The organism is Arcobacter sp. CECT 8983 (genome assembly GCF_004118855.1).
GTDB lineage: Bacteria > Campylobacterota > Campylobacteria > Campylobacterales > Arcobacteraceae > Halarcobacter.
Genome location: NZ_PDKF01000002.1, coordinates 227,002 through 248,418, shown reverse-complemented (window position 1 = coordinate 248,418; position 21,417 = coordinate 227,002). Strand labels below are relative to the sequence as shown.

Annotated in this window: 27 protein-coding genes; 11 read left to right on the top strand and 16 right to left on the bottom strand. The window is 28.5% G+C overall.

Features of this window, described 5'->3' with window-relative positions; all coding sequences use genetic code 11:
• Position 1 precedes the first annotated feature (1 nt).
• From CRV01_RS01250 to CRV01_RS01240, 3 genes are all read left to right on the top strand, one after another.
• Positions 2-1,210, top strand: coding sequence for an LL-diaminopimelate aminotransferase (locus CRV01_RS01250; protein WP_129006279.1), 1,209 nt, complete (start codon positions 2-4; stop codon positions 1,208-1,210).
• Positions 1,211-1,219: 9 nt separating this feature from the next.
• Positions 1,220-2,479 carry a homoserine dehydrogenase gene (locus tag CRV01_RS01245; protein ID WP_129006277.1) on the top strand — a complete coding sequence of 420 codons (1,260 nt, stop codon included), beginning with the start codon at positions 1,220-1,222 and terminating at the stop codon, positions 2,477-2,479.
• 68 nt (positions 2,480-2,547) lie between these two features.
• On the top strand, positions 2,548-3,897 hold the full coding sequence (locus CRV01_RS01240; protein WP_129006275.1) for an MATE family efflux transporter: 1,350 nt from the start codon (positions 2,548-2,550) through the stop codon (positions 3,895-3,897).
• Here CRV01_RS01240 and CRV01_RS01235 read toward each other — a convergent pair.
• Genes CRV01_RS01235 through CRV01_RS01220 form a run of 4 tightly spaced genes read right to left on the bottom strand, consistent with a single transcriptional unit; the run spans position 3,890 to position 6,353 of the window.
• Entirely contained in the window at positions 3,890-4,582 is a 693-nt protein-coding gene (locus CRV01_RS01235) for a putative DNA-binding domain-containing protein (protein ID WP_129006273.1), read from the bottom strand. The two genes, CRV01_RS01240 and CRV01_RS01235, sit on opposite strands and share 8 nt — an antisense overlap.
• Positions 4,575-5,396 carry a DUF692 domain-containing protein gene (locus CRV01_RS01230; RefSeq protein WP_129006271.1) on the bottom strand — a complete coding sequence of 274 codons (822 nt, stop codon included), beginning with the start codon at positions 5,394-5,396 and terminating at the stop codon, positions 4,575-4,577. Before CRV01_RS01230 ends, CRV01_RS01235 begins: the two co-directional genes overlap by 8 nt.
• A gap of 18 nt (positions 5,397-5,414) precedes the next feature.
• Complete coding sequence (locus CRV01_RS01225) at positions 5,415-5,744, bottom strand: hypothetical protein (RefSeq protein ID WP_129006269.1); 330 nt, start codon at positions 5,742-5,744, stop codon at positions 5,415-5,417.
• Between the two features lie 30 nt (positions 5,745-5,774).
• Positions 5,775-6,353, bottom strand: coding sequence for a YceI family protein (locus CRV01_RS01220; protein ID WP_129006267.1), 579 nt, complete (start codon positions 6,351-6,353; stop codon positions 5,775-5,777).
• A 107-nt stretch (positions 6,354-6,460) separates the two neighbouring features.
• On the opposite strand from CRV01_RS01220, the gene CRV01_RS01215 reads away from it, so the two are divergent.
• Both CRV01_RS01215 and CRV01_RS01210 read left to right on the top strand, forming a co-directional pair.
• Positions 6,461-7,120: a response regulator transcription factor gene (locus tag CRV01_RS01215; RefSeq protein WP_129006265.1), complete on the top strand. Its 660-nt coding sequence runs from the start codon at positions 6,461-6,463 to the stop codon at positions 7,118-7,120.
• Positions 7,095-8,273 (top strand): cell wall metabolism sensor histidine kinase WalK, encoded by a 1,179-nt coding sequence (locus CRV01_RS01210; RefSeq protein WP_129006263.1) that lies wholly within the window; start codon positions 7,095-7,097, stop codon positions 8,271-8,273. The genes CRV01_RS01215 and CRV01_RS01210 overlap by 26 nt, the downstream gene beginning before the upstream one ends.
• Here CRV01_RS01210 and CRV01_RS01205 read toward each other — a convergent pair.
• Positions 8,270-8,752: a hypothetical protein gene (locus tag CRV01_RS01205; RefSeq protein WP_129006261.1), complete on the bottom strand. Its 483-nt coding sequence runs from the start codon at positions 8,750-8,752 to the stop codon at positions 8,270-8,272. The two genes, CRV01_RS01210 and CRV01_RS01205, sit on opposite strands and share 4 nt — an antisense overlap.
• A 173-nt stretch (positions 8,753-8,925) precedes the next feature.
• Between CRV01_RS01205 and CRV01_RS01200 the strand changes: the two genes are divergently transcribed.
• Both CRV01_RS01200 and CRV01_RS01195 read left to right on the top strand, forming a co-directional pair.
• Entirely contained in the window at positions 8,926-9,699 is a 774-nt protein-coding gene (locus CRV01_RS01200; RefSeq protein ID WP_129006259.1) for an OmpA family protein, read from the top strand.
• A gap of 1 nt (position 9,700) precedes the next feature.
• Positions 9,701-10,114, top strand: coding sequence for a hypothetical protein (locus CRV01_RS01195; RefSeq protein ID WP_129006257.1), 414 nt, complete (start codon positions 9,701-9,703; stop codon positions 10,112-10,114).
• 22 nt (positions 10,115-10,136) lie between these two features.
• On the opposite strand, the gene CRV01_RS01190 is transcribed toward CRV01_RS01195, so the two are convergent.
• The 8 genes from CRV01_RS01190 to CRV01_RS01155 form a co-directional block, all read right to left on the bottom strand.
• Complete coding sequence (locus CRV01_RS01190; protein WP_129006255.1) at positions 10,137-10,340, bottom strand: hypothetical protein; 204 nt, start codon at positions 10,338-10,340, stop codon at positions 10,137-10,139.
• A gap of 1 nt (position 10,341) precedes the next feature.
• On the bottom strand, positions 10,342-10,569 hold the full coding sequence (locus tag CRV01_RS01185; protein WP_129006252.1) for a hypothetical protein: 228 nt from the start codon (positions 10,567-10,569) through the stop codon (positions 10,342-10,344).
• Positions 10,570-10,670: 101 nt separating this feature from the next.
• On the bottom strand, positions 10,671-11,078 hold the full coding sequence (locus CRV01_RS01180) for an ester cyclase (protein ID WP_129006250.1): 408 nt from the start codon (positions 11,076-11,078) through the stop codon (positions 10,671-10,673).
• The gene (locus tag CRV01_RS01175; protein WP_129006248.1) at positions 11,062-12,183 is read right to left on the bottom strand and encodes a peptidase M42; all 1,122 of its coding nucleotides are present in this window, start codon (positions 12,181-12,183) and stop codon (positions 11,062-11,064) included. Before CRV01_RS01175 ends, CRV01_RS01180 begins: the two co-directional genes overlap by 17 nt.
• A gap of 43 nt (positions 12,184-12,226) precedes the next feature.
• Positions 12,227-12,481, bottom strand: coding sequence for a hypothetical protein (locus tag CRV01_RS01170; protein ID WP_129006247.1), 255 nt, complete (start codon positions 12,479-12,481; stop codon positions 12,227-12,229).
• 277 nt (positions 12,482-12,758) lie between these two features.
• On the bottom strand, positions 12,759-13,205 hold the full coding sequence (locus CRV01_RS01165) for a low molecular weight protein-tyrosine-phosphatase (protein ID WP_129006245.1): 447 nt from the start codon (positions 13,203-13,205) through the stop codon (positions 12,759-12,761).
• Positions 13,202-13,924, bottom strand: a complete 723-nt coding sequence (locus tag CRV01_RS01160; RefSeq protein WP_129006242.1) for a carbon-nitrogen hydrolase family protein — start codon at positions 13,922-13,924, stop codon at positions 13,202-13,204. Before CRV01_RS01160 ends, CRV01_RS01165 begins: the two co-directional genes overlap by 4 nt.
• Positions 13,899-15,305 carry a phosphomannomutase/phosphoglucomutase gene (locus CRV01_RS01155; RefSeq protein ID WP_129006240.1) on the bottom strand — a complete coding sequence of 469 codons (1,407 nt, stop codon included), beginning with the start codon at positions 15,303-15,305 and terminating at the stop codon, positions 13,899-13,901. Before CRV01_RS01155 ends, CRV01_RS01160 begins: the two co-directional genes overlap by 26 nt.
• Before the next feature lie 137 nt (positions 15,306-15,442).
• Here CRV01_RS01155 and CRV01_RS01150 point away from each other — a divergent pair, with 137 nt between their 5' ends.
• From CRV01_RS01150 to CRV01_RS01140, 3 genes are read left to right on the top strand one after another with little or no spacing between them, the layout of a single operon-like run.
• Positions 15,443-15,754: an encapsulin-associated ferritin-like protein gene (locus CRV01_RS01150; protein ID WP_129006238.1), complete on the top strand. Its 312-nt coding sequence runs from the start codon at positions 15,443-15,445 to the stop codon at positions 15,752-15,754.
• Between the two features lie 42 nt (positions 15,755-15,796).
• Positions 15,797-16,480 carry a response regulator transcription factor gene (locus tag CRV01_RS01145; RefSeq protein ID WP_129006236.1) on the top strand — a complete coding sequence of 228 codons (684 nt, stop codon included), beginning with the start codon at positions 15,797-15,799 and terminating at the stop codon, positions 16,478-16,480.
• Positions 16,467-17,786 (top strand): sensor histidine kinase, encoded by a 1,320-nt coding sequence (locus tag CRV01_RS01140; RefSeq protein WP_129006234.1) that lies wholly within the window; start codon positions 16,467-16,469, stop codon positions 17,784-17,786. The genes CRV01_RS01145 and CRV01_RS01140 overlap by 14 nt, the downstream gene beginning before the upstream one ends.
• On the opposite strand, the gene ccoG is transcribed toward CRV01_RS01140, so the two are convergent.
• The gene (gene ccoG, locus CRV01_RS01135; protein ID WP_129006232.1) at positions 17,779-19,116 is read right to left on the bottom strand and encodes a cytochrome c oxidase accessory protein CcoG; all 1,338 of its coding nucleotides are present in this window, start codon (positions 19,114-19,116) and stop codon (positions 17,779-17,781) included. The two genes, CRV01_RS01140 and ccoG, sit on opposite strands and share 8 nt — an antisense overlap.
• A 105-nt stretch (positions 19,117-19,221) precedes the next feature.
• Between ccoG and CRV01_RS01130 the strand changes: the two genes are divergently transcribed.
• Positions 19,222-19,851 carry a LysE family translocator gene (locus CRV01_RS01130; protein WP_129006230.1) on the top strand — a complete coding sequence of 210 codons (630 nt, stop codon included), beginning with the start codon at positions 19,222-19,224 and terminating at the stop codon, positions 19,849-19,851.
• Positions 19,852-19,853: 2 nt separating this feature from the next.
• On the opposite strand, the gene CRV01_RS01125 is transcribed toward CRV01_RS01130, so the two are convergent.
• Both CRV01_RS01125 and CRV01_RS01120 read right to left on the bottom strand, forming a co-directional pair.
• A complete protein-coding gene (locus tag CRV01_RS01125) occupies positions 19,854-20,180 on the bottom strand; it encodes a putative quinol monooxygenase (protein WP_129006228.1) in 327 nt (108 codons plus the stop codon).
• Positions 20,181-21,413 carry a glutamate-5-semialdehyde dehydrogenase gene (locus tag CRV01_RS01120; RefSeq protein ID WP_129006226.1) on the bottom strand — a complete coding sequence of 411 codons (1,233 nt, stop codon included), beginning with the start codon at positions 21,411-21,413 and terminating at the stop codon, positions 20,181-20,183. It lies immediately after the preceding gene.
• Positions 21,414-21,417: the final 4 nt, after the last annotated feature.

Sequence of the window (21,417 nt, the reverse complement as noted above, 5' to 3'; positions counted from 1 at the left end):
AATGTTTCCAGAGATAGAATTTGAAAGAATGAGAAGACTTCCTAACTACGTGTTTGCAGAAGTTAATAATATAAAAATGGAAGCAAGAAGAGCTGGTGAAGATATTATAGATTTTTCAATGGGTAATCCAGATGGTCCAGCTCCACAACATATTACAGATAAACTAAAAGAAACAGCAGACAAACCAAAAAATCATGGTTACTCTGCAAGTGCTGGTATTTATAAATTAAGACTAGCTATTTGTAATTGGTATAAAAGAAAATATGGGGTTGACTATTTAGACCCTAATAAACATGCTTGTGCAACTATGGGAAGTAAAGAGGGTTATGTTCACCTAGTTCAAGCAATTGTAAATGTCGGTGATGTTGCAGTTGTTCCAGATCCAACATATCCAATTCACTCATATGCATTTATGCTAGCAGGTGCAGGTATCCACAATTTTGAGTTACCATTTGGAAGAGACTTTAGAGTTGATGAAGAACTATTTTTTGAAAGATTACAAAAGACATTAAACGAATCAATTCCAAAAGTAAAATATGTATTAGTTAACTTTCCACACAACCCAACTTGTGCGACAGTTAGACCAGAGTTTTACCAAAGATTAGTAGATTTAGCAAAAAAAGAGAGATTTTATATCATCTCTGATATTGCTTATGCAGATATCACATTTGATGGATATAAAACACCATCAATTTTCCAAGCTGAAGGTGCACTTGATGTTGCAGTTGAGTCTTTTACTCTTTCTAAGTCATACAACATGGCAGGATGGAGAGTTGGTTTTATGGTTGGAAATGAAAAACTAATCGGAGCTCTTAAAAGAATCAAATCTTGGCTTGACTATGGAATGTTTACTCCTATTCAAGTTGCAGCTACTGTTGCACTTGATGGACCACAAGAGTGTGTTGAAGAACATATTGAAAAATATAGAAGAAGAAGAGATGTTATGGTTGATGCATTTAAAGATGCAGGATGGGAAATGGATGTTCCTAATGCATCAATGTTTATCTGGGCAAAAATCCCAAAAAAAGCACAACATCTTGGAAGTATGGAATTTAGTAAACAACTTTTAACTGAAGCAAAAGTAGCAGTAAGTCCAGGTATTGGATTTGGTCACTATGGTGATGGATATGTTAGAATTGCTTTAATTGAAAATGAAAAAAGAATTAGACAAGCTGCAAAAAATATAAAAAAATATTTAAATACGTTATAGGATGAATTAATGAAAATAGGTATATTAGGTGTTGGAACAGTTGGTGCAAGTGTTGCAAATATACTAAAAGACAATAAAGATATTATTACTGCTCGTGCAGGTATTGAATTAGAACCAGTTATCGGTTTAGTTAACGACCTAAACAAAAAAAGAAATGTATCAATTAAACTAACAGATAATGTTGATGAGATTTTAAATGATGACTCAATTGATATTATAGTTGAGCTTATGGGTGGAGTTGAAAAACCATATGAAATAATCAAAAAAGCTTTAGCAAAAGGTAAAGCTGTGGTTACTGCAAATAAAGCACTTCTTGCTTATCATAGATATGAATTACAAGATTTAGCAGGTGATACTCCATTTGAGTATGAAGCTGCTGTAGCTGGAGGAATTCCAATTATCAATGCTTTAAGAGATGGCTTAACAGCAAATCATATTGAATCAATCAGAGGTATCATGAATGGTACTTGTAACTACATGCTTACAAAAATGATTGGTGAAGGTGTTGATTATGATACTATTCTTGCTGAATCACAAGAGTTAGGATATGCAGAAGCTGATCCAACATTTGATGTAGGTGGTTTTGATGCAGCTCATAAGCTACTTATCTTAGGTTCTATTGCATATGGAATTGATGCAAAACCAGAAGATATTTTAATTGAAGGTATCCAAAATATTACACCAGCAGATATTGATTTTGCTAATGAATTTAATTATTCAATTAAGCTTTTAACAATTGCAAAAAAAGTTGAAAGTAAAATAGAACTAAGAGTTCACCCTGTACTTATTCCAAACAATGAGATGATTGCAAAAGTTGATGGTGTAATGAATGGTGTGTCTGTAATTGGGGACAAAGTTGGTGAAACTATGTATTATGGACCAGGAGCAGGTGGAGATGCAACTGCAAGTGCAGTAATTGCAAATATTGTTGATATTGCAAGACGAGGAAAAGGTTCTCCTATGCTTGGTTTTGAGTCTTCACACGGGGAAGATTTATCTTTAATGCCAAGTGATGAAATTGAAACAAAATACTATTTAAGACTTAAAATTGAAGACAAAGCAGGTGTTTTAGCAAAAGTAGCTAATATTTTTGCAGATAAAAATATTTCAGTAGAAAAAATGATTCAAAAACCACTTGATAACTCTTGTGCTCATTTACTTCTTTCTACTCACACTTGTATAGAAAAAGATATTAATGAAGCACTTAAAGCATTAGAAGATGCAAGTGTTGTAACAGAAAAACCTGCGATGATTAGAATTGAGGATTAATCCTTAATTCTAACCTCTTTAAAACTTATATTCGATAATATTGCTTAAAACTATTATTAGGCTAAAACTTGAAACAAAACTCACACTTAATTAATAATGATATACCAACTCTATTAAAACAAATTACTATTCCTGCAAGTACAGGTATGTTTTTTAATACAATGTATAATGTAGTAGATACCTTCTATGCTGGACTTATTTCAACTCAAGCTATCTCTGCACTTTCACTTTCATTTATGATATTTTTCACAATAATTGGACTAGGATATGGGTTTTCTGCTGCAATCACTGCTTTAATAGGAAATGCAAGTGGAAGGTCAAAAAGATTTTTGGCTTCACTTTATGCCCATAAAGGTATTTTCTTTATGCAGCTTATTGCTCTTGCTTTAACTTTTATAGGTTTTTTAATATCTCCATATTTATTTACGCTTTTAGGAGCTAGTGGAGAATATATGAATATGGCTTTAGATTATATAAATATAATTCTTGCTGGAACAATCTTCTTTATGACAAACTTTGCTTTAAATGCAATACTTGTATCAAGGGGAGATACAAAATCTTATAGAAATACTCTTATTTTTGGATTTTTTGCAAACTTAGTATTAAACCCATTATTTATTTATGGATTTTTGTTTATTCCTGCAATGGGAATAAAAGGTATTGCTCTTTCAACAGTTTTAATACAACTTATAAATGCTCTTTATCTACTTAGAAAGGTTATGAATACTAAACTTGTACATTTTGAAAAAATAAGCTACTTTTTCCCCCATAAAAAAATATATAAAGAGATGATTAATCAAGGGATTCCATCTTCAATGAATATGCTTATTATGTCTATTGGTTCACTTATTTTGATGTATTTTGTTTCACTTTATGGAGTAAAAGCCGTTGCAGGATATGGAATAGGCTTTAGAGTTGAACAAATTATGCTTTTACCAGCACTTGGGCTTAGTTCCGCAGTATTATCATTAGTATCAAATAATTTTGGTGCTAGAAGATATGATAGAGTTCAAGAAACAGTTAACAAAGCACTAAAATATGGTTTTATAATTGCTACATTTGGAATAGTCTTTTTATATATTTTTGGAAAAACTATTATTTCACAGTTTGATTCGGATCCTATTGTAATTGGCTTTGGATATGATTATTTAGTAGTTGAAGTATTGATTTTCTATGCATATGTAATCTTATTTATTTGTGTATCAACACTACAAGGAATAAAAAGACCTAAAATGATTTTATATATTGCATTATATCGACAAATAATTGCAAAATTTGCTATTGCATATGTTCTTGTTATTTTGTTTGCTTTAGATTATATATATCTTTGGATGGGGGTATTAATTATGATTTATAGTGCTGCAATTTTTGCATATATTTATACTCAAAGATTACTAAAAGAGGTTTGTATTAAATAAATACTCTATTTCTATAAAGCTCTAAAAGAGGCTCTTTTAACGCCTCTTTTGCTTCTTTAAAATCTATATTATTTTGCTTACATAGTTTCTTTAAAGAGTTTCCTATAGTCTGCTTTTTATTTAGACTTTTTAGCAAGTAGTAGATGATAGGGTTTATTTCTCTATAAATAATATCATCTGTTTGAAAATCATAATATATTACTAAAAAGTTTTCTCTTTTTGAAGTAATATCTTTATTTATCAAGTCATATTTAAATCTTTTGATTCTAGCACTTTTACTTAATTTATAACTATTTTTATAAGAAAATTTCTTTTGTTTTTTCTCTTTATACTCTTTCATATAAAGTTCTATTTCTATCCAATCATAATAAAGCAATTCATAAATATATTTTTTATCATCAAAAAGTTTGTTTTTCTTTACAAACTTTCTATAGTCATTTGCCATTTTCCACACATATGGTGTTTCAGGGGCATTCTTCATAAAAGCTTTTATTGAAGTTTGCAAAGTATCATCATCTACAATATCCATAAAAAGAGGAAAAGAGTTTTTTATAACTTCATGATATCTCATATACACAAGTTTTTGATAAACAGCTACTGAAGAGTTTTCTACCTCATCAGTTTGGGTTAAAAGATTATCTAAAAACCTTTCTTGTATATCTTTTTCTAGTATCTTCTTAGCCATGTCTTGTCTTTCTAACTATATCACTCATTTGAATATACTCTTTTTCAAGCTCACTTAATGGGGGAATATTATTATCTCTTTCTATCATAACAGGAGCATTTGTTTGCTTTAATGTATATTCTAAGAGTTTCCAAGCACCACTTGCAATAGGCATTCCATGAGAATCAATTTTTAAACCTAGTTCTTCATCATTATAATGACCTGCCATATGCATATAGGCAACTTTACTTGTATCTATCTCATCAATAAATTTTCTTGCTTTAAAAGAGTGGTTTACAGAGTTTACAAATACATTATTTACATCAAGAAGCATTTTAGCACCAGATTTTTCTAAAACCTCATTTATAAAATCAACTTCTCGCATTTCTGCGTAAGGAACATAATAGTATGTTGCATTTTCAAGAATCAAGTTTCTTTGAATAATATCCTCAACTTCTTTTACTCTATCACTAATAATTTGAACCATTTTTTTAGTCATAGGAACAGGCAATAGTTCATAAGATTGTTTACCATTCATTGAAGAGAAAGAAAGATGTTCAGAATAATACTCTATTTCATATCTATCTAGAAAAGTTTTCATCTGTTTGATGAATTTTTTATTTAATCCATCAACAGATCCAATAGACAAAGATAAACCATGTGCAACTGTTGGTCTTGAAAATACAGCTTCTTCAAAAGCTTTTTCATAAACTTTTGGCATGTGCATCCAGTTTTCAGGAGTAACTTCCCACCAATCTGGTTGGAAATCACTACTTTTAACATCTAATAAAAAGTCACTTCGTAAGCCTAAGCCACACCCTTTTAAGTTTATCATCTAGTTGTCTTCACCATTTCATCCACATTTTCCAGCGCCACAAGCACCTTTTGCTTTTTGTTTAGCTTCTTTTTTCATCATGTTTTGCTGTTTCATTTCTTGACCTTTGTCGTTTGCACCACATTTACCAGCACCGCAAGCTCCAGAAGCTTTTTTACCTGCGTTTCCTTTCATCTCATCTTTAGAACCACATTTACCAGAACCACAAGCACCTTTCTTTTCCATCTTTTTAGCTTCACCACCACATTTTGAAGCTCCGCAAGAACCATTACCTGCGTATGCTCCTGTACTTGATAGTGCTGCACCTAAAAGTACACCAGCTAATTTTAATTTTGATTTATTTTTCATCTTTTCCCCTTTATTAGTCACTTATATTTTTTATTTTTCTACTGCTTGTATTTCTACAATTATGTTTACAGTTTCACTAACAGCAACTCCACCAAATTCTAAGGCTTTATTCCATTTAAGTCCATAATCCATTCTATTTATTTTGCCTTCTAAAGTAAATCCTACTCTATTATTTCCTTCGAAATCTTTTACTGTTGCTATATCTTCAACTTCTAGTTCTACTTCTTTTGTTACCCCTCTAATAGTAAGATCACCAACCATTAAACCTTCATCTCCATCTTTTTTGTAAGATTTCATTTTAAATGTCATTTCTGGGTATTTATCAGCTGCAAAGAAATCATCACTTCTTAAATGATTATCTCTTTTAAGAATTCCTGTATTAATCGAATTTGTTTTAATAGTTCCTTCAAAAACATTAAATGTTTTATTCTCTTGGTCAAAATCAATTTTTCCCTCAAAATTAGTAAAGTTACCTTTTACGTTTGTAATCATTAAATGCTTTACTGAAAAGCCTACATCAGAGTGAACTTTATCCAGTTTATAAGGTGCTGCATTTGCTAATGACATTGCAAGTACCGATGATAATAAGATTTTTGTTAGTGATTTCATTTTAATCTCCTTTTTATTTAATATACTGAAATTCTAATAAAGTTTTGTTAAGTTATTGTGTAGCACCTGTGTAGATATATTTTTTCAATGTATGCTATACTTTATTTATGAAAATTTTACTACTAGAAGATGATTTAATATTAAATGAAATAATTGAAGAGTTTTTACAAGGCTTAGGATATAACGTTACTTGTGTCTATGATGGAATGAAAGCAAGTGAAATTATGTATGATGAACACTTTGATTTATTGATACTTGATGTAAATGTTCCAAATATCACAGGTTTTGACTTCTTAAAAAGTTTAAGGGAAGAATCTATTACAACTCCTGCTATTTTTATAACCTCACTAAACTCAATAGAAGATATAGAAGAAGGGTTTAATGTAGGAGCAGATGATTATCTTAAAAAACCTTTTGAACTAAAAGAACTTGAACTTAGAATAAATAATATAAAAAGGTTACTTCATCTTGATTCCGATGAATTAGATATTGGAGAGAATATCAGCTTTAATACAAAATTAAATTATATAAACTATGAAGGAATTAAAACAAAGTTACCTCTAAAAGAAGCTCAAGTGTTAAAATATCTATTAAAAAATACAAATAGATGTGTTTCACAAGATGAATTATCTTCAAATATTTGGTCATATGAGTCTGCACCTACTTCTTCAACTATAAGAACTTATATAAAAAATATAAGAAAAATTATAGGAGATGAATACATAGAAACAATAAAAGGAGTTGGTTATAGATTTAACAAGAAATGAAAAGAGTACATTTTTTAGATTTTTAGGTTTATACTTAGGTTCATCCTTTATTCTTCTAACAATTATATTTTGGCAATTTTATAAAATTGAATACAAACTTTATTATGATTTAATTTCATCTAATATGCAAAGTATTGCTTCTAAGATCTCCGCAAATATTATATATGCAGATATGTCAAACTTGAGTATTGATACTACCAAGATAACAAATACTATTCATTATAAGTATGCTTTATATAATAAAAAGCATGAAAAACTAGCAGGAAATATTACTACTAAAATAGATGTAAATAAACGAATGCAAAGAATTGAAGGTGACTATATTTTAGTTGATAATACTCCAAGAGGTCATCTTGGTGTTTATCATATTGCAATCCAAGAAAGTAATTTTAAGGAAATAATTAACACATTATTGGAAGATATTATATTTTATTTTGTGATAATTTTCACTTTAATTTCTCTTGTTGGATATTATCTTGCAAATCTTTTTATAAGTCCTATCATAAATGAAAGAAGAAAATTAAATAACTTTATAAAAGATACAACCCATGAGTTAAATACTCCTATTACTGCTATTTTAATGTCCACTGGAAAAGATGCAGCCCTTACAGAAAAAAATATGCAAAGAATCAATTTAAGTGCAAAAAGAATCTCAGAAATTTATAAAGACTTAGTTTATTTATTTTTACAAGATAAAAAAAAGATTGATTTAATATCAAATTTAGAAGTAGATAAAGTAATCAAAGAACAACTAAATTATTTTGAAGCCTTTGCCCAAAAGAAAAAGATTACAATAACATCAGACCTAGAAAAAACTATATATAAAATAGATAAAGAGAGTTTTATAAGAATGTTCAATAATATCATTTCCAATGCCATAAAATACAATAAAATAGAAGGAACAATACATGTATCTTTAAAAGGAAATATTTTAAAAGTTCAAGACTCGGGTATTGGAATAAAAAAAGATAAAATAAAAGATATATTTAAAAGGTATTATAGAGGAACAAAAGAGCAAGGTGGTTTTGGTGTTGGACTAAATATTGTTCATCATATTTGTAGAACTTATAATATCAAAGTAAGTGTAGAATCAGAAGAAAATAAGGGAAGTTGTTTTACTTTTAAATTAAATAAAAAAGAAGAGGAGTCTTAAAACTCTTCTTCATTGTGATAATATTTATTAACACCATTAAAGCCTTCTAAAAAATATAAAAAGAAAGTTACATCTTTTATTTCTTCTTCAGAAATTTTTCCTTTCATACTTGGCATTGTGTCAAAATGTTTTATCACACCTTCTAAACAGATTGTTTTAGCTTTATTTGGATTATACAAATAGTCTTTTACAAAATCCATTGCTTCTAAAAGCTGAAACTCTATATCATCCCTACTTCCAATCTGACTTTTAAGTCTAAAAGAGATTTCATTTCCAGTGGGAGCCTTTAGGTTTAAGAGTTTATTATCTTCTTCAATAAAGTTTTTCATTAATAGTTGAATATCCATCGATTTTACATGACATTCACTACATTTATTATCAAAGACCTTTTCCCCTTTATTGTAAGTTTCTCTATCAAACTCATTGGGTAAAGCAATCAAAGAACTTATCAATAAAACTACTAAAAATAAAACTTTCATAACAGCTCCTTTGTATTTAAATAAAGTATATTGCTTTTATTTATAATCAAAACTTAGATTTTTTAATTACACAATTAGAGTAAATATTGAAAAAATAGGCATGTTTCAAAAACTTTTGATTTAAAATAAGATAAAATAATTAGATTTCAAATAAAATTAGGCAAAGATAGAGCATGAGTCCAGCAAAAAAAATATTTTTTTTATGTTTAGCATTAATCATTTTAATTGTTTTATGTGTAAATACACACCTTGAAAAATTATCAAAAACCACAGTTATTGAACAAGTTCAAGAATCTAAACCATCTAAACCAATAACTTTAGAGAAAAAGATTACAGAACAAAAAGATACACAAGAGATAACAACAGAACAAGAACCTAATAAAGAAGAAACATCTGCCCCTATTAAAGAAAGCTCTGAAAATCAAATAAAAGATGAATTAAAAATTTCAAAAGAAGAACCTCAAAAAGAAGAAATAAATCTTAGTGAAGAAAAAACTGAAGATGAGCCACTTATTACTACTGACAAAAAATATAAAAGAACTGGAAATGAAAAACCAATAGAAGAGATGTCTATAAATACTCAACTTCTGCAAATTAGAATAAGAGATTATGTAACTAAATATCCAATAACATTTGAGACATCAAGTAATAGAATTACTAAAAAAAGTTTAAATACAATTAGTACTGTTGTTAAAATTTTAAAAAATTATCCTAATATAAAAATAGAAGTAGCAGGGCATACTGATGCATCAGGCTCAAAAAAATTCAATTTAGGTGTTTCTATAAGCCGTGCTGTTGCAGTTAAAAAACAAATGATAGCCTATGGCTTTGATAAAAATAGAATAAAAGCAAGAGGATATGGAGAAAATATACCTATTGTAGAAAACAATGCCAAAGGCTACTCAAAAGTAAATAGAAGAGTAGAGTTCAATATTATAGAGGAATAACATGATAGAAATAGCATCTCAAATAGTTTTATGTTTAGTAATTGCAGCCTTAATAGGTTTCTTTATTGGATTAATAGTTGGAAAGCTTATTGGTGAAAAGAACCAAAGCTCAATTTATAGTGCAAATACGGTTTCACATGTAGGTGCTCAAAGCAATATTTATAATAAACCTCTAATTAGAAGTGCTCCTAGACCTATGGGAAAAGACTCCCTACAAGAAATAGAAGGTATTGATAAAAACCTTGAAGTAAGGCTAAATGAAATAGGGATTTTTCATTTTGATCAAATTGCAGAGTGGACACCAAAAAATTGTAAATGGATTGAAGAATACTTAAAACTTGAACATAATCAAATAGAAGAAGAAAATTGGCTTATAGAAGCTAGAAATTTATCTAAAAACCCGAAAATAAGATAAAAAACTTCTTAGATGATGAGAGTTAAGACTCATCATCTAAATCATAATTATAGAACTCATCGTAAGAATCATAATCTACTGTAAAAACTTTTTGATAACCTAACTTTACAAGTTCAGCATCAACATTCTCTTCAGACAACCTATTCTTAACACTTTCCATGATACTTTGAATATCTTCTTCTTTTATATCATTGGCTCTTAATTCATAAATATATGACTCAACCACTTTACTTCCTTGAAATTAGCGTATCTGCTAATGTAATAAAATCATTAAGTGATAACCTAACTGTTCTTAAAGCAACATCTTCTAAAGTTATCTTATTTTGTAATATTAAACCAACTGCACCATTGTAATCTTTTCTTAACTTAATGCAGTTAACAATCTCATAAACAATCCTATTTAAAGGATTTTCGAACTCATGTCTTTGAATGAATTCTTCATAATAACTTGCCATCTTAAATCCTCATAATCACAACAGCAAACTACCATTAATAAAACCTAAGTTTTCTCGTTAGTATGTAAGTATTTATTTTTGTAAATACACCAATGTTTTATCTATTTTTTTAACTGCTTATATAAAGAAGCCAAGTCACCTAATACCCAAATACTTATTATCTTTCCATCTTCAAATCTAAAAAATGAAGCCCCATTGTATTTGATTCTATTATTACTTGCTTCAAACTCAAAAAGTTGTCCTTTGTGAGTTCCATTATATACAGCTTTTACAGCTATACAGTTATTCTCCTCAACCATTGTTTCTATACCATGGTATAAGTTAGGAATACCAAATAAAACCTTATCCATATACTCTTCAAACTCTTTTTTACCTTTTGTATCGATATTTAAAGAACCGTGAAACTCTATATCTTCATGGAATAAAATATCGATATACTCTTTATTTTGTTTATTCCAAAGTTCTTCATAATACTCTTTTACAAGACTTTTATTAGTTTTTATTTTCATTTTCTTTTATTAATATATTTTTTAATATATACAATACACTTTTTATAGACTTTACAGTTGTTGTTTCCTCAACTGTATGGTAACCAGTTGTAGGTAACTGCAAAGTTGAACCTTGTATTGAACCTTTTGACTCTTTTACTATTCTTCCAAGCTCTGTACTTCCTAAAGATAATAAAGGAAGATTCTCTTTACTTAAAGACTTGTTTGTTTCTTGAATATAACTATCTTTACAAGAAAAAGCTATATTATTTTTATGACAAAAATTCTTTAAAAGTTTTAATAATGGAGATTTAAACCTTGCATTTGCATCTCTATTTCTTAAAACTATATCTTGAACTTCAGCCTCTTGCCTTGTATTATAAGGACTTGTATCTAAAACTAAAAGTTCAGAAGTTGTCATTTCGTTCTTTTTGAACCAATCATATACAAATCTCCAGCTTCTACCTGCTTCTTCTTGTGCAGTAAAAAAAGCTGTACCTTGGTAACCATTTTGATATAGATATATTATAATTGCAGCAGAAATAACATTATCTAACTGGGCACTTATAAGCTCATCATTAACTTCTAACTTATCTACAAATGCAACAGGTGTACCTGGAAGTAAATGCTCTAAGCCTTTTACTTTAAACATTAAGTTATTTATTTGCTCATTCATATAAACATCGCTTATTTCACCAATGCCTAAATAACTTCCACTCCAAGGTTCATAAGCTTGAACTTGTTGGTTTAAAAATCTTGATGCAATAGCTTGATATGTTTGCTCTGATACTGAGTTTCCTTTTAAATCAATTCTATTTTTACTTTGATAAGCTGCAAATTGAAACTCATTTGGTCCAGTACAAACTAAGCCATGTCTATCTATATGTGCACTTAACATACCATCTGTTGGTTCATTACCTTGTGCAACTAACAAACCATCATAATATTCTGTTCTTATTCCCAGCTCATCTAATTCTCGTTTTAAATATAAGAAAAATGAGTGTTCATATCCTATTACAGATGGTACTCTAATTAACTGTTTTAATGTATCTAAAAAAGAAGTATAGTTTTCAATCTCTTCTATAAGTTTTGATGACTTCTCAATAGATAACTTTCTAAATTTCATTTTCATGCCCTCTAAAATTGCATAGAATAAGGTAATTTAAATATTAGTTTGTTGGCTCTTCTTTTTCGATTGTTTTGTCTAAAGCCTCTTCAACTTCTGCTTGACAAGCATATAGTTTAGTTTCACAATCAGCACTACATTCTTCAAAAGAACCATTTTTTTCTTCACATTGAGTAATACACTCATCATATTTTTTTTCACATGAAGCATATTTATCTTCAATTGTTTGATCTAAATCTTTGTTTGCATATAACATTGCAATTGATAAAAAAGCTAAAAAAGCAATTTTTTTTAACATTTATGTGTCTCCTACTTAATAAGACTTCATTTAAACGTACTTAATTAACTTAAGTACACCAAAAGTTGAGTTTTCTTTTGCTGAACTCCTTATTCTATATAGGAATTATAAATCCAATTTTGAAAAAGAAACTTAAAATTTTCTTAAAATAGTTTAGATTTATAAGAAAGTGGCTTTTTTTGAGGCTTTTTATAATAATTTTTTTTAAATGTAATTTTGTTTTTTTTAGCAAAAAGAATAGAAAAGCTATATTTTTTTACAGAATTTAGCTTTTCTATTAGTTTTTAATTGTTTTAATGAAGTTTTTTGTGCAGGTATTTATCATTGAAAAGACTTTATCAAAGCCTTCAAAACCATCAAAGAAGTATGGGTCAGGAACGTCTTTGCCCTCATATCCATAATCACCTAGTTTTATTACAGTTTTACATCCAAGACTTTTTAAGTTTTTTACGTTTGAATCATCAAGTCCAATTATATAATCAAACTTTTCAAAATCTTCTGTTTTAACTTGTCTTGCCCTTTGCATTGAAATATCAATACCATTTTGAGAAGCTACTTTTATTGAGTTTTCACAAGGAGGTTCACCTATATGCCAGTCTCCTGTTCCTGCACTTTCAACATAGATATCAAGATTATTGCTTTTTATATACTCTTTGGCTATCCCTTCTGCAAGAGGAGACCTACAAATATTTCCCAGACAAACAAAAATTATTGATTTACTCATTTTTTCTTTAATCCTATATCAATATATTTTCTTATCTTCTTAATCTCAGAAAGCTGCATTTTATGTTCAATTTTTTCTTTAGAATCATCTCTATATTCATCTCCCCAAGGAGTAATTATTCCACTTCCTTTTGCCATATTATCATCTGCTCCATTTGCAGCTAACACATAACATTGATTTGCTACAGCAAGAGCTTTTGTCATAGTCTCAAAATGAGCTTTTCTTTTTATTCCCCACATAGATGGATTTAAAATTAAATCAGCCCCTCGAACCTTTAACCAATATTCAGGGAATCTAATCTCAAAACAAATTAATGTAGCTACTTTAATTCCATCTATATCAATTATTTTCATATTATCTAATTTCCCTTCTGAGAAATGTGCAGGCTCATCCCCTAAAGGAAATAGTTTATGTTTTGATTGAGTGTGTACTATTTTTTTATTATGAAAAATATACAGAGTATTAAAAAAGTCAATATCTTCTTTTTCAATAAGTGTTATTGCAATTGTTTTACTTTCTGAGTATTTTTTTAGCTTTTTTACAGCCTTTTGGGCAAACTCTGCTGCTTCATCCATTCTATCATATGCAAAGCCTGTTAAACATACTTCTGGTGCTAAAATAAAAGAGCCATCATCACAAGCTTGTATTTGCTCTTTTAATTTTTTTAAATTCTTTTTAAAATCATTATCTATTTTAGTTTGTAGTGCTACTAAGTTCATCTTTCGCTTCTTTTATTAAATTATTTAATTGTCTTTCATACTCTTTTGCTTCATTTTCATCAGTTGATTCAAATCTTGTCACAAGTACAGGAGTAGTATTTGATGCTCTTACTAATCCCCATCCCTTATCAAAAATAACTCTAACACCATCTACATCGATGATATCTCTGATTTTTGGGAAGCCTGCTGGAGGATTTTCTAAAAGTGTTTTTAATTTATCAATTAAAATAAACTTCTCATCCTCTGTTGTTTCAACTTTTATCTCTTCAGTAGAGTATGTTTTTGGTAAGCTTTCTATTTCTTTATCTATATCCATTCCATTTTTGATAAGCTCCAAAGTTCTAAATGTTGCATAAATAGCATCATCAAAACCATAATACCTATCATTGAAAAAGATATGTCCAGAAACCTCAGCTGCTAAGTGGGCATTTACCTCTTTTAGTTTTACCTTCAAGTTTGAATGCCCAGTTTTATACATATAAGCTTCACCTCTTTGATTTATAAGGTCATACATTACTTGAGTACATTTTACTTCACCTACAACAATAGGGTTCTCAATATCTTTTGAGAATAATAAAGCCATAATGTCACCTTTTACATTATGCTTTTTCGTTAAAAATGCAATTCTATCCGCATCTCCATCATAAGCAAAGCCATAATCAAAATCACCCTCTAGTTTCTTTTTAATATCAACTAAATTCTCTTCAACACTTGGATCTGGATGATGATTTGGGAATGTTCCATCTGGTTCGCAATATAAACCTTCATAATTCAATTGTAGTTTATCTAAAAGAAGTGTCAAAACGGTGTCAGCTACTCCATTACCGCAGTCAATGATGATTTTTTCTTTCATGCCTTTTAAGTGAGAAAACTCTTTAATCATAAAATCTACATATAAAGATTTAACATCTATTTCATAGGCTTTATCATTATCTTCAATCTCAATATTAGAAGCAATAATTTCATCACCTAAAGAGTAGATATCTTCAGCAAAAAAAGGTTTTTTATCAAAAGTTATTTTAAAGCCATTATATTCACTTGGATTATGACTTCCTGTTATCATAATAGAAGCAGTTGGTGTAATATTCTTATCTTCAATATTAAAAGTTTGATAATTTGCAAAATAGTTTATTCCAGTTGCAACCATGTGCATATTTAATACTTTGCAACCAGAGGCATTTAATCCACTCGCTAAATAAGAGAAAAGTTCAGGAGAGTGAGTTCTTGCATCATAGCCTATTGCAACAAAAGAGTCTTTCCCAAACTTTTCAAAAACTTTCTTTCCAAAAAAGTATCCAATAAGTTTTACTGATTCTTTATTTAATTCACTACCTACAATTCCTCTAATATCATACTCTCTAAAGATTGATTTATTTACCATAACTACCCTTGATTTTTTTGTTATTATACCAACTACTAAGTAGTAAATATATTAAAAGCTTTTTAATATAAAATTCTAATATAAATATAAAATTCTTTATGTTATGTTTTTTACTTAAATAAAAAAAAGGAGTAATTATGGCACATGAAGGATATCATGAAGATCCAAATCAACTTTCGGATTTTGCAAAAGATTATCATAGAATGATAGAAAGTACTATGGAAGAGCTTGAAGCAGTTGATTGGTACAACCAAAGAGCAGAATGCGCTACTGACCCTGAAGCAAAAGCGATTATGGAACATAATCGTGATGAAGAGATTGAACATGCATGTATGGGAATAGAATGGTTAAGAAAAAATTCTCCTGTTTGGGACAAAATGCTTAGAGAATTTCTTTTTAAAGATGGAAATGTTGTTGGAAATGAAGAGGAAATGACTAAAGATAATTAATAATCAAATATCAACTATAGCTATTACTAGATATAATATAAAATGCAAAAAGAGTTAACAAAAAACATAAAAATATTATATGTAGAAGACGATGATATAGCTAGAGAAAATGGTGTTGAGTATCTAGAAAATTACTTTGAACATATTTATGAAGCAAGTGACGCGTTAAGTGCTTTAAAAATTTATGACAAGCACAAACCTCATATTATAATTACAGATATTCAAATGCCAAAATTAAATGGTTTAGAGTTTGTAAAAAGAATAAGACAAAAAGATAAAGAGACTCAAGTTATTATTCTTTCTGCATTCTCTACAAAAGAGTATCTTTTTGAAGCCATTGAACTACAACTTGTAAAATATCTTACTAAGCCTATTTGTGAAAATGAACTTAATAAAGCTCTTGAAATCTGTGTAGATACTTTAAAAAACTCTAACTCAAATATTATAAAACTAGATGAAAATACTACTTTTGACATCTTTAATCAAGTACTACTTGTAAAAAATGAAATAATTAAACTTAGAAAAAAAGAGCAAGATTTATTATATTTACTATCTAAAAATTTAAATAGATTTGTAACATATGAAGAGATTGAAAACTATGTTTGGCAAGATAGTGCTATGAGTAAAGATGCTTTAAAAACAGTTATTAAAAATCTTAAAAATAAGATTCCTAAAGATTTAATCACAAACCTTTCAGGTACAGGATATAAAATTGAGCCTAGATAGTTTGAATACAATTCTTCTTTATGGAATAACCTTTGGTATTGTTATTATGACGATTGTATATACCTTTATTAGGTACATCTATTCAAAAGAAATATTTTATATCTCTTATTGTTTAATGCAAGTTTTTTCTCTTGTTTATATAGTTTCATATAGTTCTTTATTTAATATTCCACACTTTATAGAGCAGATTTCATTACTATTTGCTACCTTACTTGCTTTAGTTTTTGCTATAAATTTTTATGAGGGTAAGTTTATTCCAAATTCCCAAAACTATAAAGACTTAATAATAAATACTTTACTTTTAAATATAGTTATATTAACAGCTTTTTATCACTATGTACTTTTTGAATATTTACCCTTTACAATTATTTATGCCATACTTTTTATTTCTGTAATTTTTAATATAAAAAACTTTGGTCCAACTCTTATTTACAGCGCTGGTTGGTCAATAGTTTGCTTTATGCTTTTTATTTTTGATTTTAAAAATTATTATGAGCAAAATCACTTTTTAGATATTGTACTTATTGCCTTTGCTGTAGAAGCCATTTTATTTACTTTTTCAGTCTCACATAGATATAACCGTCTTGAACAAAAAAATGAAGATTTTGAAAATATGCTTTTACAACAATCAAAAATGGCAAAAAGTGGAGAAATGTTAGCAAATATTGCCCATCAATTTAAGCAACCACTAAATAATCTTTCATATATTTTAATAAATTTAAAAAAAAGATATGAAAATGAAAAATTAGATGAAAACTATTTTGATAAAAAATACTCTCAAGCAAAAGAGCAATTAGAGTTTCTTTCTCACACAGTAGAAGAGTTTAAAGAGTTTTACACTCCTTCAAAGCAAAAAGAAAAATTCAAAGTTAAAGATGCTATTTTAAATACTATGTCTATAGTAAATGAAGACCTAAAAAAAAGAAATATCAAATACCAAATAGAGTTCTTAAAAGATGAAAATATACAAATCATTGGGAGTAAAAATGAACTTTCACAAGTTATTCTTTCTCTTGTTTCAAATGCAAGTGATGCTTTAAAAGATACTGAAAAACCTCTTATTGAAATTTGTGTTGATTCAACTTCAGCAGATGTAATTATTAATATAAAAGATAATGGAATAGGAATTAATAAAAGAAGTCAAGAAAAACTATTTGAACCATACTTTACAACAAAAGAAGAAGGTACTGGATTAGGACTTTATTTATCTAAACTTATTATTGAAAAAAGTTTTAATGGAAAAATTGAAGCAAAACCTTTAAAAAAAGGTTCTTGCTTCTGTCTTATTATTGAAAAAGCTATTTAAGTAAATCTCTTCTTGGATACATAAAAGAGATTTCTCTTATAACACTTACTTCTTTATTCTCTTTTGCAAATATTTTAATCTTTGCTTTATAAGGAGTATCTTTTCTATTTGTTGAGGCTAGTTTTCTAGTAGTATTTAAAATTAATACTGTTTTTAGTCTCTGTTTTGGTTTTAATTTTAATGCTCTATATCTTTTTACTTCAAATCTTGGATCTAAAACTTCTACTTCAAAGGTATACTCTTTTTTATTTGTGTTATGGATTGTTAATAAATAGTTATTTGTAACTGTTCCTTCTTTGATACCATACAGTTTTGTAGTTTTATTCACATTTACTAAGAAGTCTTCTTTTTCACCTGTATAGAATATTGCTAGCATTAAACAAGCAAGAAGAGATACGATATATACAATATTTTTTATTGTAAAAAGTGGTGATTTCTTTTTATTTATTACTGTGTTTGTACTTCCCCAATCAATTAATGATTTTTTCCCAAGTTTTCCCATAACAGTTGCACAAGCATCAGAACACTCTAAACAGTTGATACACTGAACTTGTAAACCTTTTCTAATATCAATATGAGTAGGACAAATTTTTACACAAGCTTCACAAGTTGTACATTCTTGATTTCCACTCCACTGTTTAACATCAAAAATAGATTTTGTACCTTTTTCATAAATATTTCCACCTCTATTTGTATTATAAACAACCTGCTTTGTATCATCATCATAAAGTGCTGATTGAATTCTTGAATACGGACAAACATATGTACAAAAATGTTCTTTCATAAAAACAATATCATATATTAAAAATAAAGTTATACTCACCACAAACATAAGTAATAAAAAATGTTCATTAGGATTTATTATATACTTAAAGAAATCCTCTGGTGGAACGAAGTACCACATAAAGTTCATTGCTGCAATTAAAGATAAAATACCCCAAATAACTAAAGATATATATTTTTTAATTTTAGTAGATGTTTTAGAATAGTCAATATCTTTTTGTTTATTTTTAATTCTTCTTAGACCTAAAATCTTTGTTTCAATTAAATCTCTATAAATAACTCTAAAAATAGTTTGGGGACAGGCCCAACCACACCAAACTCTACCAAACATAGATGTCATTGCAAAGATTCCAATAAATAGAAGCATTAATAAAAATGGCATAACATAAAGCTCATTCATATTAAATACTAAACCTAAAAAGTGAAATTGCATTTTATCAAAAGATAAAAGTAATAAATGGTTACCATTTATTTTAATAAAAGGTATTACAAATACCAGTATAGTGATGATTAGATATGTTAGATATCTTTTTTTTGAATAGCTCAAATCAAACCTCCTTCAGTTTATAAGAAGTAGTCTATTAAGAAATGGTGTTCATTTGGTGGTATAAGTAGTATTTTTATATAATCTTTTCTTTAAAGGAGAAAAATAATGATAGATTTTACATCTTTATATATGTTTATAGCTGCTTCATTTCTTTTATGTTTAGCACCAGGGCCTGATAATATTTATGTGTTAACACAAGGTATGACAAAAAGTAAAAAAGCTGCAATAGTTACAACTCTTGGACTTTGTTCAGGAATTATTATTCACACTTCAGCTGCTGCTTTTGGTATATCAGTTATTTTCCAAACATCAGAGTTAGCTTTTAATCTTGTTAAGTATATTGGTGCTGCTTATTTACTTTATATAGCTTATCAAGCATTTAGACATAGAAATGACAAATTAGATTTAAGTGTGCAAGATTCAAGCAATGAGTTAAAAAAAATGTATGCCAAAGGTTTTATTATGAATATTTTAAATCCTAAAGTATCTATATTTTTCTTAGCATTTCTTCCTCAATTTGTAAACCCTGAACTAGGAAATGTGCCTATGCAAATGATTATTTTAGGTTTAGTATTTATGGCTTTAACAGTAGTTGTTTTTTCTTCAATTGGAATAGCAGGGAATATGTTAAGTAGTAAACTTATGGAAAATCCTAATATTTCTAAAATTCTAAATATGCTTACTTCTTTTGTATTAGGTGCTTTAGCAGTTAAATTAGCTCTATCTTCAAGATAGAACTAATTTACTTCATCAGAGTAAACACATACATTAAAGTCTTCTACAAATCCATCTTTATCTACACAATGTGTTTGAAAAAAGTTTGTTATGTACGGTTTATTGCAATGTAATGCAAAAGCCTCTTTTGACTCCCAGATTTCATTAAATACTATAGGAAATGATTTTCCCATTGCATTTGGATGCTCTATATGTTTTGTAACAATATATTGAATACACCCATCTTCTCTTGTTGTTTGTGGTTCAAGTGCTTGAAGTACTTCTAAAAGCTCTTGTTCTTTACCTTCTTTTGCTTTAAATGAAGCAATACAATAAATCTTTTTTGACATCTATCTTACCTGTCCTGTTCCATAAACTTTATATTTAAATGTTGTTAAATCATTTATTCCCATTGGTCCTCTTGAGTGAAGTTTATTTGTTGAAATACCAACCTCAGCTCCAAGTCCAAAAGCTCCACCATCTGTAAATCTTGTACTTGCATTTGCATATACACAAGCTGCATCTACTTCATTTAAAAACTTATTTACAATAGAGTAGTTTTCACTAATAATAGCCTCTGAGTGCCCAGAACCATATTTTGAAATATGCGAAATTGCCTCATCAACATTATCTACAATCTTAATATTTAACTTGTTTGCTAAATACTCAGTATCATAATCTTCATGGGTTGCACATTGAATATCAATGAACTTTCTTGTTGCATCACAACCTTTAAGTTCTGTTCCATACTTTTCATATGCTTCATGTAATGGCGGTAAAATATATCCAGCAACATCTTTATGTACAAGTAAAGTTTCCATTGCATTACAAACACCTGGTCTTGAACATTTTGCATTAATTGCTATTTCAATTGCTTTTTGGTGATTTGCATCTCTATCTAAATAGATATGACAAAGTCCTTTATCATGTTTTACAACTGGAACTGTTGAGTTTTCACTTACATACTTAATAAGTGCTTCTCCACCCCTTGGAACTATTAAATCTACATATTTATCTTGTTTTATTAGGTTTGCAACCCCTTCTCTACTTGAATCGGGAAGTAATGAGATAGCTTGTTCAGGTAACTTGTTTTTTGCTAATACATGTCTTAAAATATTTGCAATGGCTTTATTTGAGTGTTCAGCTTCTTTCCCACCTTTTAATACACATACATTTCCACTTTTAAAACAAAGTGCTGCAGTATCAGAAGTAACATTTGGTCTGCTTTCATAAATAATACCAATTACTCCAATAGGAATAGAAACTTTTTGAATATTTAAACCATTTTCTGTAACCCATCCATCAAGAGTTCTTCCAACTGGTTCTTTTAAAGAGGCTATTTCTCTAATAGCCTTTGCCATACCTTCAACTCGCTCACCTGTTAGAAGTAATCTATCTAATAACGCATCATCAAGATTTCCAAGTCTGCCAACACTCATATCTTTTTCATTGCAACCTACTATATAATCACAATTTTCAATTAAAGCATCAGCCATCTCATTTAATACTCTATTTTTTACTTCACCACTAAGTGTAGCAATTTCTCTACTAACTTTTTTTGATTCTTCTAAAAATTGTTGCATCAAT